Here is a 16113-nt window from a genome sequence, read left to right on the forward strand (position 1 = left end):
GTCCGGACGAAGTAGCAAAAGCGCCCGCGTAACGGGTGGGAGAACAAACATGTGTATAGGCATACCCGGCCGAGTGCTGGCGCTGGATAACGAGCATGACGGCGACGCCTGGGTGGACGTGTGCGGCGTCAGGCGGCGGGTGAATATCCGGCTGGTCTGCGCCGATAAAGACGCCATGGCGGCGCTGCCGGGCCAGTGGGTTCTGGTGCATGTGGGCTTTGCCATGAGCCTGCTCGACGAGGCGCAAGCGCGGGAAACCCTGGCGGCGCTGCAGGCGATGGAGGAGGTGGAGCACGATGTCGGCGCGTTCCTGCGGGGAGGCGGCGATGCGCTATGTTGACGAGTATCGCCAACCGGATCTGGTGCGGGCGCTGGTGGCGCGCATCCACGACCGAATGGGGCACACCGGATTCACCGCCGAACATCCGCTGCAAATCATGGAGGTCTGCGGCGGCCATACCCACGCCATTTTCAAATTCGGCCTGGATCGGCTATTGCCGCCGTCGCTCGAGTTTATCCATGGCCCGGGCTGTCCGGTGTGCGTCCTGCCCGCCGGGCGAATCGATGCCTGTATCCAAATCGCCCTGCGACCGGACGTCATCTTTTGTACCTTTGGCGATGCGATGCGGGTGCCCGGCCGGCAAGGGACATTACTGAGCGCCCGCCGGCGCGGCGCCGATGTGCGCATGGTCTGGTCGCCGCTGGACGCCTTGATGCTGGCCAAACAGCATCCTGAGAAGCAGGTGGTGTTCTTTGGCATCGGCTTTGAAACCACCATGCCCGCCACCGCCGTCACCTTGCGGCAGGCGCGGGCCGACGGCGTGACGAACTTTTTCCTGTTCTGCCAGCACATCACGCTGATGCCGACGCTGATAAGCCTGCTGTCGCAACCGGACGTTCGTATCGATGGCTTTATCGCGCCGGGCCATGTCAGTATGGTTATCGGCCGGCAGCCGTATGCCGGTATCTGCGAGGTCTACCGCAAGCCGGTGGTGATCACCGGCTTCGAGCCGGGAGACATTCTGCAAGGATTACTGATGCTGTGCGAGCAGTACGCCGATGCCCGCGTGTGCGTGGAAAACCAGTACCGGCGGGTGGTGCCGGACGAAGGCAACCGGCTGGCGCAGCAAGCGATGGATGAGGTATTCATCACCGAAGGCGCCGGCGAGTGGCGGGGTTTGGGCGTGATAGCGGATTCGCGCGTCAGCCTGCGCGAAGCGTGGCGGCCGTTCGATGCGGAATGGCGATTCCGGCCCGATCCGCAACCGGTGGCCGATGATCCCCGCGCCTGCTGCGGGAAGGTGCTGACGGGCCGCTGTAAGCCGGCCGACTGCCCGTTGTTCGGCGAAGACTGTAATCCGCAAAACGCATTCGGCGCGTTGATGGTGTCTTCGGAAGGCGCCTGCGCCGCCTGGTATCAATATCGTCGGAGCGAATCATGACCAAACAGATTACCTTGGCGCACGGCAATGGCGGGGGCGCCATGCAATCGCTGATAAGCGGGTTATTTGTCAGCGCCTTTGACAATCCGCTGCTGGCGGCCGGCGAAGATCAGGCCCGTTTGCCGCTGGATGCCTTGACCGAGGCCGGCGATCGTCTGGCGTTTACCACCGACAGTTATGTGATCGATCCGCTGTTTTTCCCCGGCGGCGATATCGGCAAACTGGCGGTTTGCGGAACCGCCAACGATCTGGCGGTGGGCGGCGCGACGCCGCGCTGGCTGTCTTGCGGCTTTATTCTGGAAGAAGGATTGCCGCTGACGACCCTGGAAGCGGTAGTCCGCTCCATGGCCGAAACCGCCCGGGACGCCGGCATGCAGATTGTCACCGGCGACACCAAAGTGGTGCCGCGCGGCGCGGCGGACAAACTGTTTATCAATACCGCCGGCCTGGGCATGATCCCGGCCGGCGTGGACTGGGGGGTGAAGGCCATCCGTCCGGGGGATCGGATCATTGTCAGCGGCACATTGGGCGACCATGGCGCGACCCTTCTCAACCTGCGGGAAAATCTCGGCATGCAAACGGATCTGGCGAGCGATTGCGCGGTGCTGGCGCCCATGATCGCCGCGCTGCGCAATATCGCCGGCGTCCGCGCCTTGCGCGACGCCACCCGGGGCGGGGTCACCGCCATTATGCATGAATTCGCCCGAGGCAGCGGTTGCGGCATGCTTATTGAGGAAACGGCCCTGCCCATCAAACCCGCGGTGCGGGGCGTGTGCGAATTGCTGGGGCTGGAGGCGCTCAATTTCGCCAATGAGGGTAAACTCCTGGTGGCCGTGGAACCCGGCGCGGAACAGCGGGTTTTACAGGCATTGCGCCGGCATCCGCTAGGGGGCGGGGCCTGTACCATAGGCGAGGCCACCCATGACGGACAGGTGAGGTTGCGTGGTCCGTACGGGATTGTCCGATTGCTGGATCTTCCCCATGATGAACCTTTGCCGCGCATTTGCTGACAACGGCGCCGCCGGCCGGGGGAAATACAAGGACAAGATATGGCATACGACGGCATCCTGCTGCGTATTAAAGGCAAGGTTCAAGGGGTGGGATTCCGTCCGACGGTTTGGCGGCTGGCCCGCCAGATGGGCCTCAATGGCGATGTGAGCAATAATGGCGCCGGCGTCGACGTGCGTTTGTACGGCCACAACGCCGCCGACTTTGCCGAACGGTTGCGGCAATGCTGTCCGCCGCTGGCGCAAATTCACGCTATTGAAAGTTTGCCATGGCAATGGCCGCGGCCGCCGCGGGAATTCACCATTCTCGCCAGCGGCGGCGGCGAGATGACCACCCAGGTGGTGCCGGATGCGGCCACCTGCGATGCCTGTCTGGCGGAATTGCTGCATCGCGGCGACCGGCGCCGGCATTACCCCTTTATCAATTGCACCCATTGCGGTCCGCGTTTTACCCTGATCCGCCGCATGCCCTATGATCGACCGAATACCGCCATGGCGGCTTTCCCCCTTTGTCCGCGCTGCGCGGCCGAATACCGCGATCCCGCCGACCGGCGTTTTCATGCCCAGCCCACCGCCTGTCCCGATTGCGGGCCGCATGTTTGGCTGGCGCGGCCGGACGGCGGCGAACTGGCGACCGGCGATGCGGCAATCAGTTTGGCGGTTCGGCGGTTGCTGGCCGGGGAAATTGTGGCGATCAAGGGAGTGGGGGGATTTCATCTGGCCTGCGACGCCACTAATCTGGCGGCGGTGGCCAGGTTGCGCCGGCGCAAACACCGGCCGTCCAAACCGCTGGCGGTGATGATGCCGAACCTGCGTCGATTACGGCGTTATCTCGGCCCTGTGACCCAAGAGGCCATCGACTTGCTGCGTTCTCCGGCCGCGCCCATCGTGCTTCTCGCCAAACCGCCGTCCGAGGCGGCACCGCCGGGTTGTGGGGGATCCGCCTTATGCGGGCTTGTCGCTCCCGGCCTGCATGAAATCGGCGTGATGCTGCCGGCCAATCCCTTGCAACATCTGCTGTTGCGGCGCGCGGGTCGGCCGCTGGTGATGACGTCGGGCAATGCCGGCGGGCGGCCGCCCGTGCTGGAGAACGACCGGGCATTGGCGGATCTGGCCGGAATCGCCGATTACTGGCTAATGCATAACCGGGATATTCTGCAACGGGCCGACGATTCCCTGGTGCGCCCGGCCCTTGGACGACCGGAGATATTGCGTCGCGCGCGCGGTTATGTACCGGACGCCCTGCCGCTGCCGCCCGGTTTCGAACGGATTCCGCCCGTGCTGGCGCTGGGCGCCGATCTGAAAAACACGTTTTGCCTGCTGCGCGACGGACAGGCGATTGTCAGCCAGCATTTGGGCGATCTCGCCGATGAAGGCATCTCGCGACAGCAGCGCCAGGCGTTGGCGCTGTTTCGGCAGATCTGGGATTTCACTCCCGCCCTGATTGCCGTGGACGCGCATCCCGGCTATCTCAGCCGTCGCCAGGGCGAAATACTGGCCGGACAAAACGGGCTGCCTTGCGTGGCCATATTGCATCATCACGCCCACCTGGCGGCCTGTCTGGCGGAAAACGGCTGGCCGCGGGAGGCCGGGCCGGTTATCGGTCTGGCGCTGGATGGGCTGGGATACGGTGAAAGCCGGCCGGGCTATGATGATGACTTATGCGCCGCGACGGCGGGTCCCGGCCAACCGGAGCCCCGGACGGCGGCGCCGGGCAACGCTGTCGGGCAGGGCGCGTTGTGGGGGGGCGAATGCCTGTTGATCGACTATCGGCGTTGTGAATGGCTGGGCGGTTTACCGCCGGTGGCGTTGCCCGGCGGCGACATGGCGGCGCGGCAGCCTTGGCGCAACCTGCTGGCGCATTGGCTGCGGTTCGTGCCCGACTGGCGTTCGCTGCCGGAGGCGCGCGTGATTCCCGCGGCGCTGGCCGAGCCTTTGTCCCGCGCGGTGGCGCGAAATATCCATGCTCCCCGGGCGTCGTCCGCCGGCAGGTTGTTTGATGCGATAGCGGCCGCGCTCGGGCTGTGCCCTAATGAGATCAGTTGGGAAGGCGAAGCGGCCTGCCGGCTCGAGGCCTTGGCCTGGCAGGCGGTCAAGCCGGCGGCGCCGGTGGATATTCCGGTAACGATGCCTTTGCGCGGCAACAGGCTGGATCTGGCCGTATTTTGGCGACAGTGGCTGACATGGCCGGCGCCGCCGGCGCAACGCGCCTATGCTTTTCACCTGGCGCTGGCGCGGGGGTTTGCCGATATGGCGCGCCTGGCGGCGCGACGCCATGGCCTCAACGCCGTGGCGCTGTCCGGCGGCGTCGTGCAAAATCGGCTGTTTCGCGAGTTGTTGATTCAAGAGCTGGCCGGGCTGCGTGTGTTAACGCCCGCCAGTCTGCCGGCCGGCGATGGGGGCGTCGCGCTCGGACAAGGGGTGATTGCCGCCGTCATGGCGGCGGGCGCCCGATTGGAAGATGCGCCGTCCAACGCCTAGTTTCAGATCACGCCAGGCCGTCTGGCCGAAAATCCGCCGCCGATATTTACCAATCTCTCCAACGGGCATATTATCAGAAAAAACCGACCGGTAAGGTCTCCACTAATTTTGATATACATCAACTCCAGCGACTTTGAAACGGGTCTATGATTTGTCATACAAATTCGCTTTCAAAAAAATAGGTATTGGCAAGGTAGAGGTAATTAAGATGGAAAGTTTAAGTGTAAAGCTAAATCATTTCATCGTTAGTTCCATGTCACCGGTGGTGTCCACACTAATCAATAATGCCGATGAGAACAGCTTTGAAAAAATATTTAGCCTGGGGGCAAAATTCGCCAAAGAAAGTAAAGATGATTTACTGAAACTGGCACAGTTATGTCATGATAAAGACCCTATGTTGACCGGCTGGATTCGGGCAATTCGCGGGTTGAACAAGACCGCCCGTGAAAAGTTGGTCAAAAATTTTCTATTCAATCATCTTATCTACGGTGAGAATATCCGTGAGGCGAAGGGCAAGGAATTTGATACCCATATTCCTTTTCTGGTACTGATTTCCCCAACCTATGCCTGTAATTTGCGTTGCAAAGGATGTTATTCGGCATTATATGGCGACCGATATCATTTCGAAGAAGATGAAATGATGAATATCCTCCAGCAGTTTTATGATCTCGGTGTGCGCTTTTTTACCTTTACCGGCGGTGAGCCTTTCGTCTATCCGGCGATTATGCGCATTTTCGAAAAATTCAACGATTGCTATTTCATGGTCTATACCAATGGCACGTTGCTGACCGAGTCCCGGGTCAGGCGCCTGGCGAAACTGGGCAATGTCGCCGTCACCATCTCCATTGAGGGGTGGGAGGATATGACCGACTGGCGGCGGGGGGACGGCGTCTTCCAGAAAATCGTCGCCGCGTATCACCGGCTACGGGAAGCGGGCATTCTTTGCGGCGCTTCCATGATGGCGACCCGTAAGAATCATGATCAGCTGATGAGCGACGAATATTGGGATTTCATTCAAAATTTAGGTGTGGAGTATATTTGGGTATTCCAATATATGCCAGTCGGCCGCGATGCCTCTTTCGATCTGGTGCCCACCGCGCAGCAGCGTTACGATCGCTTCCACAAAATTGAAAAATTACGCCTCTCCGGGCGATTTGCCTTTATCGCCGATTTCTGGAACCACGGTTTTCTGGTGAACGGTTGTATGTCCGGTGGCGCGAATTATCTGCATATCAATGCCAAGGGCGGCGTTGAACCCTGTGTCTTCCAGCAATACGCGGTGGATAATATTCGCGATAAAAGCGTTGTGGAAGTATTAAAATCGCCTTTCTTCGAAGGCTATAAGCAGCAGATTCCCTTTAATAAAAATTTAATGCAACCCTGTCCAATTATTGATAACCCCGCCAGATTCAGAGAGCATATCCGCAAATTCGGCGCCACGCCGCAGCATGAAGGCAGCGACAGCTATTTCAAGTTTAGTGATGAATTAGACGCCCTGGCGGAGGAATGGAAAAAATACGCTATCAAAATTTGGGATCAAGAGGGTTACGGCGACAATTATCAGGCCGAAATGGATCAATACCATTAACCGTATTGCGCATCGTTTGGTTCGGCCGGGGCAATGGCCGGTCCCGGCCGCCGCGATGCCCCCTTGAACTATTCAGGATAATGAATAGGCGTCTTGCAATGTTTGACAGCGCGTCTTGATATGCGCGTAGAGCTGCCTGACCGCCGGCGAGAACTGTCGGCGATGCGGGCAAATCAGGCTCAAGGGCACCACTTCGCCTTGATATTGCGGCAACAGAATCTCCAACTTGCCGGCCAGGACATCCTGGCCGACATCCAGCCAGGATTTGTAAGCGATGCCCTCGCCGGCCAACGCCAGGCGATGGATGACTTCGGCGTCGTCACTTACCACCGTGCCGTGGACGGCGATCGGCCGTTTTTGTCCCTCTCGGTATAACAGCCACTTATCATAAACCCGGCCGTGCAGCACAAAAGTCAGACAATCATGCCGGGCTAACTCGGGCAGATCCGTTGGTCGACCGCGCCGGCCCAGATAATCCGGCGAGGCGACCATCACGCGCCGGTTTTCAGGCGACAGCGGCAAGGCCACAAAGCTGGCGTCGTCGAACATGCCGTAGCGGAAGGCCACATCCACCGGGTCTCTGAATACGTTGGCGACCTGATCGGAAAAAAACAGGCGCAGCTGCAATTGCGGGTAGAGATGCCGGAAGTCATTGATCCAGGGCAGCAATACATTGCGGCCCAAATCGGAAGGGACGGCGACCTGCAAAAGCCCGGACAGACCGGCGGACGGATGCAGCGACTCCCGGCCTTCACGCAGGGCCTGTACCACTTCGCTGGCATAAGGCAGATATTGCTGGCCTTCCGCCGTGAGCCGCAGGCTCCGGGTGGAGCGGGCGAAGAGGCGGGTATTGAGTTCCCGCTCAAGGCGCTTGATGGCCGCGCTGACCTGGGCCGGCAAGATATCCCTTTCCCGGGCCGCGCTGGAAAAACTGCCTAACGCGGCGGAACGAACGAACAACGCCAGGTCATCGAACCTGATCATACCTTTTTATCCTTATGCCGGTAAATGCGATGTCGGTAGATGCGGCCAAGGGCCGCCGAAACGGCGCGCTGGTCCGGATTCATCGTAACGCGACGGCGCCGATTGCGAAAGTCTTGCCAAAACGCCATGGGCGAGAACCGCCCGGACGCGTCGGTCATACCGGGCAACAGAGGTGGGAAAGCGGTGTTTACGTATATTTACACTTAGTTATGTTCGGAAACAAATCCATTTAAACAATAAGGTTATAGCGTGCTATAAACAAATAGTTAACATTTAACAAACACAAATTCATTGCACTAAACACTTCGGGTGACAGGGAACATTCCCCGGCAGCTTACCTGATCATAGCGTGCTTTTTTAGCGCCGCGGCAATCGCGGCCGATTCAAAATAGGATAGCGACTATGTTCAATTGGACCTCTGTACAGCGCAACGTGGCCGTGGCGTGTTTCGCCTGCTGGATGTTGGATGCCTTCGACTTTTTTGTTCTGGTGTTCGTTTTAAGCGATATCGCCCAGTGGTTTAAAACCGATATCGCCAGCGTGTCTATTTCCATCATGCTCACCCTGGCGGTTCGCCCGATAGGGGCGTTAATCTTTGGCCGCCTGGCGGAAAAATACGGCCGGCGGCCTATCCTGATGGCGAATGTCCTGCTGTTTTCGTTGTTCGAGTTGCTTTCCGCCTGGTCGCCGACGCTGGCCATCTTCATCGCCCTGCGGTTATTGTACGGCATCGCCATGGGCGGTATCTGGGGCGTGGCGTCTTCCCTGGCGATGGAAACCATCCCCGATCGCTCTCGTGGTCTGATGTCCGGTATTTTCCAGGCCGGTTATCCTGCCGGCTATCTGCTGGCGGCCATCATTTTCGGCTTGTTCTTCTCGCTGGTGGGCTGGCGCGGCATGTTCCTGATAGGCGCCCTGCCGGTACTGATGTTGCCTTTTATCTATTACAAGGTACCGGAATCCCCGGTTTAGCTGGCGGCCCGCGAACGCAAGGAAAGCGTGGCGTTGCTGCCCATCATTCGCCGCCATTGGCGGTTATGTGTCTATATGGTGATCCTGATGGCCTGCTTTAATTTCTTCAGCCACGGCACCCAGGATTTGTATCCCACTTTCCTTAAAGTGCAACACGGTTTCCCGCCGCATACGGTGAGCGTTATCGCCATCTGCTACAATATTGCCGCTATGCTGGGCGGGATCTGCTTTGGTTCCCTGTCGGAAAAGATCGGCCGTAAAAAAGCGATCATTATCGCCGCGTTGCTGGCGTTGCCGGTCCTGCCGCTGTGGGCCTTTTCCTCCGGCTCGTTCATGATAGGCGTCGGCGCCTTTTTGATGCAGTTTATGGTGCAGGGCGCCTGGGGCGTGGTGCCGACCTATCTGACAGAACTGGTGCCGGATAACTCGCGGGCGGTATTGCCCGGCTTTGTTTATCAGTTGGGCAATCTTATCGCCTCTGTTAACGCCACGCTGCAATCGCGCATTGCCGAGGCGCACGGCAATAACTATGGGCTGGCGATGGCCATTGTCGCCGGGACGGTGGCCATCCTCATCGCCCTGATGGCGTCCTTCGGCCGGGAAACCCGCGGGATGCGGATTTCCGGCAAGACGGCCGCCGGAGACGGACGCTAAGCCGGGTCATGGCCGTTGCCGGCCATCGTGAAATGCGCCGGCGGCGGCCGGCGAGGGAACGTTTGCGGTGGGCGCGGATCGGACGGGCGGGGGACAACCGGCGCGTCAGGCGATATGGCGTCGAAATATGCCGTAGGCGGCGCTGCCGGTAGTGGCGGTAATCACCAGCAACGGCCACAGGCTGTGCCAAACAACGCCGAAGCCGGCGTTTTTGAGATAAATCTCCTTGGTGATATCGGTAAAATGCCGCACCGGATTCACCCAGGTGAGGGTTTGCAGCCATTCGGGCATATTCTCCACCGGCGACACATAACCTGAAAGCAAAATAGCCGGCATGATGAACACGAAGACGCCGATAAAGGCCTGCTGCTGGGTGGCGCACAGGGAAGAAATCAGCAGGCCGAATCCCACCAGCGATAATCCGTAAACCAGCATGGCGGCATAAAACAGCGGCAGTTGCCCGGCGAAGGGGATCCGGTAGCCCCAGATGCCGATCAGCAGGATAAGCGTGGCCTGAAACGAGGCCACCACCAAGGCCGGTACCGCTTTGCCGATAAAAATTTGTCCGGTGGTCAGCGGTGAAACCAGCAGTTGTTCCAGCGTACCTTGTTCCCGCTCCCTGGCCACCGACAGCGCGGTCACGATCAGCACGCCGATGGTGGTGATGAGCGCCACCAGCGACGGCACCACAAACCACTTGTAATCCAAATTGGGGTTATACCAATTACGCACCACCAACTCGCTGTTGTGCGACTGGGTCGTCCGTCCGGCCGTCTCCTGTTGATATTGCAGCACAATCTGCTGGATATAATTGGCGGCGATCTGCGCGCTGTTGGAATTGCGGCCGTCCAGAATCAGTTGCAAGGGCGCCGGAACGCCTTCGGCCAGACGCCGGGAGAAGTCGGCCGGAAAACGGATCAGCAGCAGGGCGCGCTGATTATCCAGGGTGCCGCGTATTTGTTGCGGACTGTGCAGCAAGCGGACCTGGGCAAACGCTTTGGCTTTGGCGAAACGCTGAGTCAACTCCACCGAGGCCTGGCCGCCGTCTTCGTTGTAGATGGCGATGGTGGCGTGCTTGACTTCGAGCGTTGCGGCAAAAGGAAACAACACAGCCTGGAGGATCACCGGCATAATCAGTATCGCCCGGGTTTGCGGGTCGCGCAGCAGAACTTGTAATTCCTTGATGATTAGCGTCCATAACCGATGCAGCATAGCGGCTCCTTAATCCAGACCACGCCGGGTTTTCCAGGCGGTCAGGCCAATAAAGCCCAACGCGGCGGCCGTCAGGAACAGTGCATTAAACAGCAGTATCCCGCTGGTATTGCCCACCAGAAACAATGTTTGCATGGCGCTGACGAAATAGCGGGCCGGAATGACATAGGTAATGGCGCGCACCAGGGCGGGCATGCTGTTTATCTGGAAGATGAACCCCGATAGCATAATGGCCGGCAAAAACGCGGCATTAAGCGCCACCATGGCGGCATTGAACTGATTACGTGCCAGGGTGGAGATAAGCAGCCCCATGCCCAGCGTGCCGGCCAGGAACAGACTGCTGATGCCGAACAACAGCCATGGCGATCCGCGAAAAGGCACCCCCATGACCCCTACCGCCACCGCCATACACAAGGCCATGGCCACCATGCCGAGCACATAATAGGGCAGCAGTTTTGAAAGCAGCAACTCGGTGCGGGTGACCTGGGTGGACAGTAGCGCCTCCATGGTGCCGCGTTCCCATTCGCGGGCGATGACCAGCGAGGTGAGAATGGCGCCGATCACGGTCATGATGATGGTGATGGCGCCGGGAATAATGAAATAGCGGCTCATGGCCGCCGGGTTGAACCAATAGCGCAGCCTGACATCGATGGCCGTCTGGACATCGCGGCCGTGATCCTCGGCCTGATGTTGCTGCCATAGCCGCCAGACGCCCTGGGTATAGCCCTGAACGAAATTGGCGGTGTTGGGCTCGCTGCCGTCGGTGATGATCTGAATGGGGGCGCTGTCGCCGCGGTGCGCCAGATGAACATCGAAGTCCACCGGAATCACCACCAGCCCGCGAATCTTGCCGGCCTGCATCAGCGAAATCAGGCGCGCCCGGTTATCGCTGATGGTGGCGTCGATAAACGGAGACCCGGTGAAAGCATAGGCCAGCTCGCGGGCGTCGGCGCTTTGTTGGTCCATGAGTATGCCGATGCGCAGCCGGCTGGAATCGAGATTGATGCCGTAGCCGAAAATGAACAGCAGCATAATGGGGATCACAAAGGCAATCAGGCCGCTGCTGGGGTCCCGCAGAATTTGCCGGCTTTCTTTAAGGCACAGCGCTTTTAGCCGTCGCCATGCTATTCCCGTTCCGTCATGACTGCTCATTCAGGGTGTCCTCATCATGCCGGGCAACCAGAGCGATAAACGCCTGCTCCATGGTGGGGTCCGGCGTCTGACGATCGGCCGTTTGCCGTTTGAGTTCATCCGGCGTGCCGCAGGCGATGAGTTTGCCGCGATAGACCAGCCCGATGCGATCGCAATACTCCGCTTCTTCCATAAAGTGAGTGGTCACCATGACGGTAACGCCTTTTTCCACCATGCCGTTGATGTGCAGCCAAAATTCGCGCCGGGTCAAGGGATCGACGCCGGACGTGGGTTCGTCAAGAAACAGAATTTCCGGTTCGTGCATCAGCGAGCAGGCAAGGGCCAGCCGTTGCTTGAACCCCAGCGGCAGGGTATCCGGCGTGCGCTGGTGGATTGGCCGGAAATCGAAGGCGTCGCTCATGACCGCGATTTTCTCTTGCCGGGCGCGGCCCTTCAGGCCGTAGACGCCGGAAAAGAACCGCAGGTTTTGCTCCACGGTCAGGTTGCCATACAGGGAAAATTTTTGCGCCATGTAGCCCAGGTGCTGGCGCGCTTTGCCGGAACGGGTTTTCAAGTCCATTCCCAGCACCAGCGCCTGGCCGGCGGAGGGCGTCAGCAACCCGCACATCATTTTGAAGGTGGTGGATTTACCGGCGCCGTTTGGGCCCAGCAAACCAAAGATTTCGCCGCGGTGTACCTGAAAGTTTACCCGGTCGGTGGCGGTGAAACCGCCGAATTTCTTGGTCAGGTCCCGCGCCTCTATCACAATATCTTCTCGGTCGCCGGCGACGTGGGGCATAATGTGGGTCAGGGCGCTGCCGCTGGCCGGCCCGCCGCCGAGCAAATCGATGAAGGCGTCCTCAAAGCGCGGCGTAATCGCCGTCAGCCCGTCGGCCGGCAGCCCCAGCGCCTCGCGCACGTCATCGCGACGGGCATTTTCGGCAAGGATCAATCGTACCGACTGGCCCTGGATAACGCCGTCGCTCACCTGCGGCAGGCGAAGCGCCTGACGCAAGAGCCGCCGGTGTCCGCCGGCCGCGGCGCTGGCCAACAGCGTCCGGCCGATCATCCGCCGGGTCAGCGCGCCGGGCTCGCCGTGATACAGTAAGCGCCCTTCATTCATCAATAACACCTCGCGGCACTGTTCCGCTTCGTCCAGATAGGACGTGCTCCAAAGAATCAGCATGCCGTCATCGGCCAGCGTATGCACCATCCGCCAGAGTTCCCGCCGGGAAATCGGGTCGACCCCGACGCCGGGTTCGTCCAGCAACAGGACTCGCGGCCGACCGACCAGGGTGCAGGCCAGCCCCAGCTTCTGTTTCATGCCGCCGGACAGCTTCCCCGCCGCCCGGCCAGTGAAAGGGGCCAGGCTGGTGAACGCCAGCAAACGGTCGAAAGTCTGGCGCCTCTCGTCGCCGATGACGCCGCGCAAATCGGCGTAAAGCGTCAGGTTTTCCATTACCGTCAGGTCCTCGTACAGACCGAATTTTTGCGGCATATAGCCCAGGATCGCGTGCAGCCGACGCTGATCGGTGGTGGGATCCAGGTCCAACACCCGCATGCTGCCGCGGCTTGGCGACAAGAGGCCCGCCAACATGCGCAACAAAGTGGTTTTCCCGGCGCCGTCCGGTCCCACCAGGCCGGTAACCTCGCCGCCGCGGATATCGACGCTCATACTGGCCACCGCCGGGCGATAAGCGTCGGCAAAGGTTTTCTCCAGCATAGCGAGACGAATAAGCTTATCGGTCATGGGCCCCGTCCGCGATGGAGGGGAAGCGCAGAGTGACCGGCATCCCTTGCCGGAGACGATCATCGGCATCGGTGACGATAATCCGCAAGCGGTAGACCAGATCGGTGCGCAGCTCCGGTGTTTCGACGTTTTTCGGCGTGAATTCGGCGGTGGGCGACACAAAACCGATTTTGCCGTGATACGTTTTACCGGGAAGGCCATCGGTGACGATGTCCACCGCGCTGCCCGGCACGGCCTGGGTCAGGTTATCTTCGGCAATATAGGCCCTGATCCATACCGGCCGGGTCAGCGAAAGGGTAAACACCGTCTGCCCGGCGCTCAGCATACTGCCGGCTTCTTGCGCCCGCGTCAGTAGGGTACCGGACGAAGGCGATGTCAGAACGGTATCGGACAGATCCAATTGCGCCTGGGCCAGGGCCGCCTCCATTTGGGCCAGTTCCGCTTTGGCGGAAGCGATGTCTTGCGGCCGGTTGCCGGTCAGATACTGCCGCAACTTGTCGCTGGCCGCCTGAAGATTGGCTTTGGCCTGATCGCGGGCGGCCAGGGCGTCGTCTAATTGATCGGCGGAGATGGCCCGTTTTTCCCATGCCATGCGCTCCCGCTGGTAAAACCGCTCGGCATAGTCGTATGCCGCCTGTTGCTGGGCCAGTTGCGAGCGGACCTGGGCGATTTCTTCATTGCGATAGCCGGCCAACGCCAAATCGAGCTTGGCGCGGGCGTTATCAACATTGGCGCGGGCCTGTTGCAGGGCGTTCCGGTATGGCGCGTCGTCCAGTTTCGCCAGAACCTGGCCGGGATGAATGGCGTCGCCTTCATCGACGGCCAGTTGCGCCAACCGTCCGCCCACCCGAAAAGCCAAATCGACGGTGCGGATGTCCACATTACCATACAAAGTCAGCGGCTGATCCTGCTGACGTCGGTAGCCGGCGATGGCGTAGATGGCGCCGGCGATAAGAATAAGAACGATGACGCCGATGGCGATTTTCCTGCCTTTCATGTTGTTTCGCCTTGTTATCGATGATTCTTGTTATCGGGCCCAATTCGTGCGCAGCCCCGCCAGCAGCCAGTCGATATGCTGGCCTATGACTTCGGTGATAAGGCGGGCTTGCGGCGGTCCCAGCGTCTGCCAGCCGGCCTGCATCATGAGCGTCGCGCGGCCGAATCGGAAGGACAACACTTCCCCCAGCAACGCATGGGCGTGCAGCGTGATCCGGGTATCGTCCGGATCCGCGCCGGCGTAACCGGCCGCCAACCGAGTCAGGCGGCGGTGCATTGCTGATAGGGCATTTCGGTGGATGATGTCGTAAGCGCCGGTCGGGGCCAATTGTTCCCGAAACATGATCTGGCTCAGGTGCAGGGTTTCCGGCCGGGTCATTACGTCGATAAGCGTGAAGAGACTCTGCCGCAAATAATGACGGCAATGTTCCCGGTCGATCACCGTCTGGGCCAGCAGCCGATCGATGTCGTCGATAACCGGTTGAAAGGCGCGATTGATAAAATCAGCTATCCATTGCGCCACCGCCAGATAAAGCCCTTCCTTGGAAGCAAAATAATAGGTTATGGCGGCGATATTCTGCCCGGCCTGCTGTGCGATTTCACGGGTTGTGGCGCCGTGTATGCCTTTTTCGCCGAATAACGTGATGGCCGAGGCGATAAGTTGTGTTTTGGCTTGTTCGCCGCGGGATGTTGGCGACAGGGGCTCAGTCATAATGGCCAGTAAGTTAATCAATCGATTGATTGATACTATACCGGGAATATCCCCCTGTAAAGTGAGACGCGGATTTCCCCACGCTTAAACAGTGCTTGCATGGCACAACAATTTTCGTCGGCCGGATACACTTTACGGTAGGCAATCTGACATAAGGCTCAACAAAATGACCAACTTGACAAAAAGCATCGTCGTCCTGGCATTGAGCGGGTTATCCTTCGCCAGTTTCGCCGCCCGGGAAATCTATTCCCGCCCGGCGGAGCAACGCGCCATCGGCCTGGTTTCCGCCTCCACCACCGGCTCTCTGACCGATTTGCAAAATAGGCTGGCCGCCAAGGCCGATGCCGCGCACGCATCCTCCTACCGGATCATCGCCGCCGGCGGTCACAACACGCTGCGCGGCAGCGCCGAGCTCTATCAGTAGATCCGTTGCGGGTGGATCAGGCTGAAATGAAAAGACGGCCCAAGAGCCGTCTTCCCCAGCGTGTGGATTGGCGCGCCGATGACCGCCGCCGAAGAAACGTTGCTTAGAACTGATAGGTCAGACCCACGCCCACCTGGTTGTCGCTGGGAATGCCCAACGGGTTATTGCTGTCCAGACGGTTGATTTTGTAATCCACGTAGGCATTAATGTTTTTGTTGAAGTAATAGGTCGCCGAGAGTTCGAAATATTTCACCAAATCGACATCGCCGACATTTTCAACATCCTTGGCCTTGGACTGGAAATAACCGAACATCGGTTTCAGGCCAAAGTCGAACATATATGACGCGATAGCTTCGACGTTTTGGGTTTTATTGGCGAAACCGGCGGACTTGATGGGTGTCATATTCAGCGTTTCGCCGTATAACGTGGCGAAATAGACGCCGTCGTTATCATATTTCAGACCGCCGGCCCACATTTCGGCTTTGTCGCCGCGACCGTAGACCATCGTATTCTGCGGCGCGGTCCGGTTGGAGTTGGTATAAGTGCCCAAGACCGACAAATGTATCGGAGTCGCGTAGGACACGGAAAAACCATAGCCGTCGCCATTGGCCTGCTTGAGTTCGGAAGAACTGGAAGAGCGGGCATTGGCGCTGTTTTCGTCATTGGCGCCCTGATATTGCAAGCCGATATTCAGGCCGTCCACCAGTCCGAAAAAGCCGTTGTTGCGATAGGTCAAAACACCGGTGGCGCGGCCGTTCAT

General features: G+C 59.5%; 13 protein-coding genes and 1 pseudogene. 7 read left to right on the forward strand and 7 right to left on the reverse strand.

Going from position 1 to position 16113, the window contains the following annotated elements:
* Positions 1-49 precede the first annotated feature (49 nt).
* The 5 genes from hypC to FCN80_RS14785 all read left to right on the forward strand — a co-directional run bounded on the left by hypC (position 50) and on the right by FCN80_RS14785 (position 6518).
* The gene (hypC, locus tag FCN80_RS14765; protein WP_136990937.1) at positions 50-340 is read left to right on the forward strand and encodes a HypC/HybG/HupF family hydrogenase formation chaperone; all 291 of its coding nucleotides are present in this window, start codon (positions 50-52) and stop codon (positions 338-340) included.
* A complete protein-coding gene (gene hypD, locus FCN80_RS14770; RefSeq protein ID WP_136990938.1) occupies positions 327-1442 on the forward strand; it encodes a hydrogenase formation protein HypD in 1116 nt (371 codons plus the stop codon). The genes hypC and hypD overlap by 14 nt, the downstream gene beginning before the upstream one ends.
* Entirely contained in the window at positions 1439-2452 is a 1014-nt protein-coding gene (gene hypE, locus FCN80_RS14775) for a hydrogenase expression/formation protein HypE (RefSeq protein ID WP_136990939.1), read from the forward strand. Before hypD ends, hypE begins: the two co-directional genes overlap by 4 nt.
* A gap of 39 nt (positions 2453-2491) precedes the next feature.
* A complete protein-coding gene (gene hypF, locus FCN80_RS14780; protein ID WP_136990940.1) occupies positions 2492-4930 on the forward strand; it encodes a carbamoyltransferase HypF in 2439 nt (812 codons plus the stop codon).
* Between the two features lie 208 nt (positions 4931-5138).
* Positions 5139-6518 (forward strand): radical SAM/SPASM domain-containing protein, encoded by a 1380-nt coding sequence (locus FCN80_RS14785; RefSeq protein WP_230492682.1) that lies wholly within the window; start codon positions 5139-5141, stop codon positions 6516-6518.
* Between the two features lie 72 nt (positions 6519-6590).
* Here FCN80_RS14785 and FCN80_RS14790 read toward each other — a convergent pair whose 3' ends face one another.
* A complete protein-coding gene (locus FCN80_RS14790) occupies positions 6591-7502 on the reverse strand; it encodes a LysR family transcriptional regulator (RefSeq protein WP_136990941.1) in 912 nt (303 codons plus the stop codon).
* A 402-nt stretch (positions 7503-7904) separates the two neighbouring features.
* Between FCN80_RS14790 and FCN80_RS14795 the strand changes: the two are divergent.
* Positions 7905-9128, forward strand: a pseudogene (locus FCN80_RS14795) (MFS transporter).
* 105 nt (positions 9129-9233) lie between these two features.
* Here the strand turns inward: FCN80_RS14795 and FCN80_RS14800 are convergent.
* Genes FCN80_RS14800 through FCN80_RS14820 form a run of 5 tightly spaced genes read right to left on the reverse strand, consistent with a single transcriptional unit; the run spans position 9234 to position 14929 of the window.
* On the reverse strand, positions 9234-10340 hold the full coding sequence (locus FCN80_RS14800; protein WP_136990942.1) for an ABC transporter permease: 1107 nt from the start codon (positions 10338-10340) through the stop codon (positions 9234-9236).
* Between the two features lie 9 nt (positions 10341-10349).
* Positions 10350-11492 (reverse strand): ABC transporter permease, encoded by a 1143-nt coding sequence (locus tag FCN80_RS14805; RefSeq protein WP_136990943.1) that lies wholly within the window; start codon positions 11490-11492, stop codon positions 10350-10352.
* The gene (locus FCN80_RS14810) at positions 11479-13221 is read right to left on the reverse strand and encodes an ATP-binding cassette domain-containing protein (protein ID WP_136990944.1); all 1743 of its coding nucleotides are present in this window, start codon (positions 13219-13221) and stop codon (positions 11479-11481) included. The genes FCN80_RS14805 and FCN80_RS14810 overlap by 14 nt, the downstream gene beginning before the upstream one ends.
* Complete coding sequence (gene hlyD / locus FCN80_RS14815; protein WP_136990945.1) at positions 13211-14218, reverse strand: secretion protein HlyD; 1008 nt, start codon at positions 14216-14218, stop codon at positions 13211-13213. Before hlyD ends, FCN80_RS14810 begins: the two co-directional genes overlap by 11 nt.
* A gap of 30 nt (positions 14219-14248) precedes the next feature.
* Positions 14249-14929, reverse strand: a complete 681-nt coding sequence (locus FCN80_RS14820; protein WP_136990946.1) for a CerR family C-terminal domain-containing protein — start codon at positions 14927-14929, stop codon at positions 14249-14251.
* A gap of 166 nt (positions 14930-15095) precedes the next feature.
* On the opposite strand from FCN80_RS14820, the gene bhsA reads away from it, so the two are divergent.
* Positions 15096-15353, forward strand: a complete 258-nt coding sequence (gene bhsA, locus FCN80_RS14825) for a multiple stress resistance protein BhsA (RefSeq protein WP_136990947.1) — start codon at positions 15096-15098, stop codon at positions 15351-15353.
* Positions 15354-15456: 103 nt separating this feature from the next.
* Here bhsA and FCN80_RS14830 read toward each other — a convergent pair.
* Positions 15457-16113 (reverse strand): porin (locus FCN80_RS14830; protein WP_170975400.1); only part of this gene is annotated, 657 nt, incomplete at its 5' end.

Source organism: Martelella alba (assembly GCF_005217455.1).
Taxonomy (GTDB): domain Bacteria; phylum Pseudomonadota; class Gammaproteobacteria; order Enterobacterales; family Enterobacteriaceae; genus Acerihabitans.

Bases quoted from the DNA above. Each gene is read 5' to 3' on its own strand.
- hlyD (WP_136990945.1), bottom strand. From the start codon at position 14,218: ATGAAAGGCAGGAAAATCGCCATCGGCGTCATCGTTCTTATTCTTATC.
- hypC (WP_136990937.1), top strand. From the start codon at position 50: ATGTGTATAGGCATACCCGGCCGAGTGCTGGCGCTGGATAACGAGCAT.
- bhsA (WP_136990947.1), top strand. From the start codon at position 15,096: ATGACCAACTTGACAAAAAGCATCGTCGTCCTGGCATTGAGCGGGTTA.
- FCN80_RS14810 (WP_136990944.1), bottom strand. From the start codon at position 13,221: ATGACCGATAAGCTTATTCGTCTCGCTATGCTGGAGAAAACCTTTGCC.
- FCN80_RS14790 (WP_136990941.1), bottom strand. From the start codon at position 7,502: ATGATCAGGTTCGATGACCTGGCGTTGTTCGTTCGTTCCGCCGCGTTA.
- FCN80_RS14820 (WP_136990946.1), bottom strand. From the start codon at position 14,929: ATGACTGAGCCCCTGTCGCCAACATCCCGCGGCGAACAAGCCAAAACA.
- FCN80_RS14805 (WP_136990943.1), bottom strand. From the start codon at position 11,492: ATGAGCAGTCATGACGGAACGGGAATAGCATGGCGACGGCTAAAAGCG.
- hypD (WP_136990938.1), top strand. From the start codon at position 327: ATGCGCTATGTTGACGAGTATCGCCAACCGGATCTGGTGCGGGCGCTG.
- hypF (WP_136990940.1), top strand. From the start codon at position 2,492: ATGGCATACGACGGCATCCTGCTGCGTATTAAAGGCAAGGTTCAAGGG.
- FCN80_RS14800 (WP_136990942.1), bottom strand. From the start codon at position 10,340: ATGCTGCATCGGTTATGGACGCTAATCATCAAGGAATTACAAGTTCTG.
- FCN80_RS14785 (WP_230492682.1), top strand. From the start codon at position 5,139: ATGGAAAGTTTAAGTGTAAAGCTAAATCATTTCATCGTTAGTTCCATG.
- hypE (WP_136990939.1), top strand. From the start codon at position 1,439: ATGACCAAACAGATTACCTTGGCGCACGGCAATGGCGGGGGCGCCATG.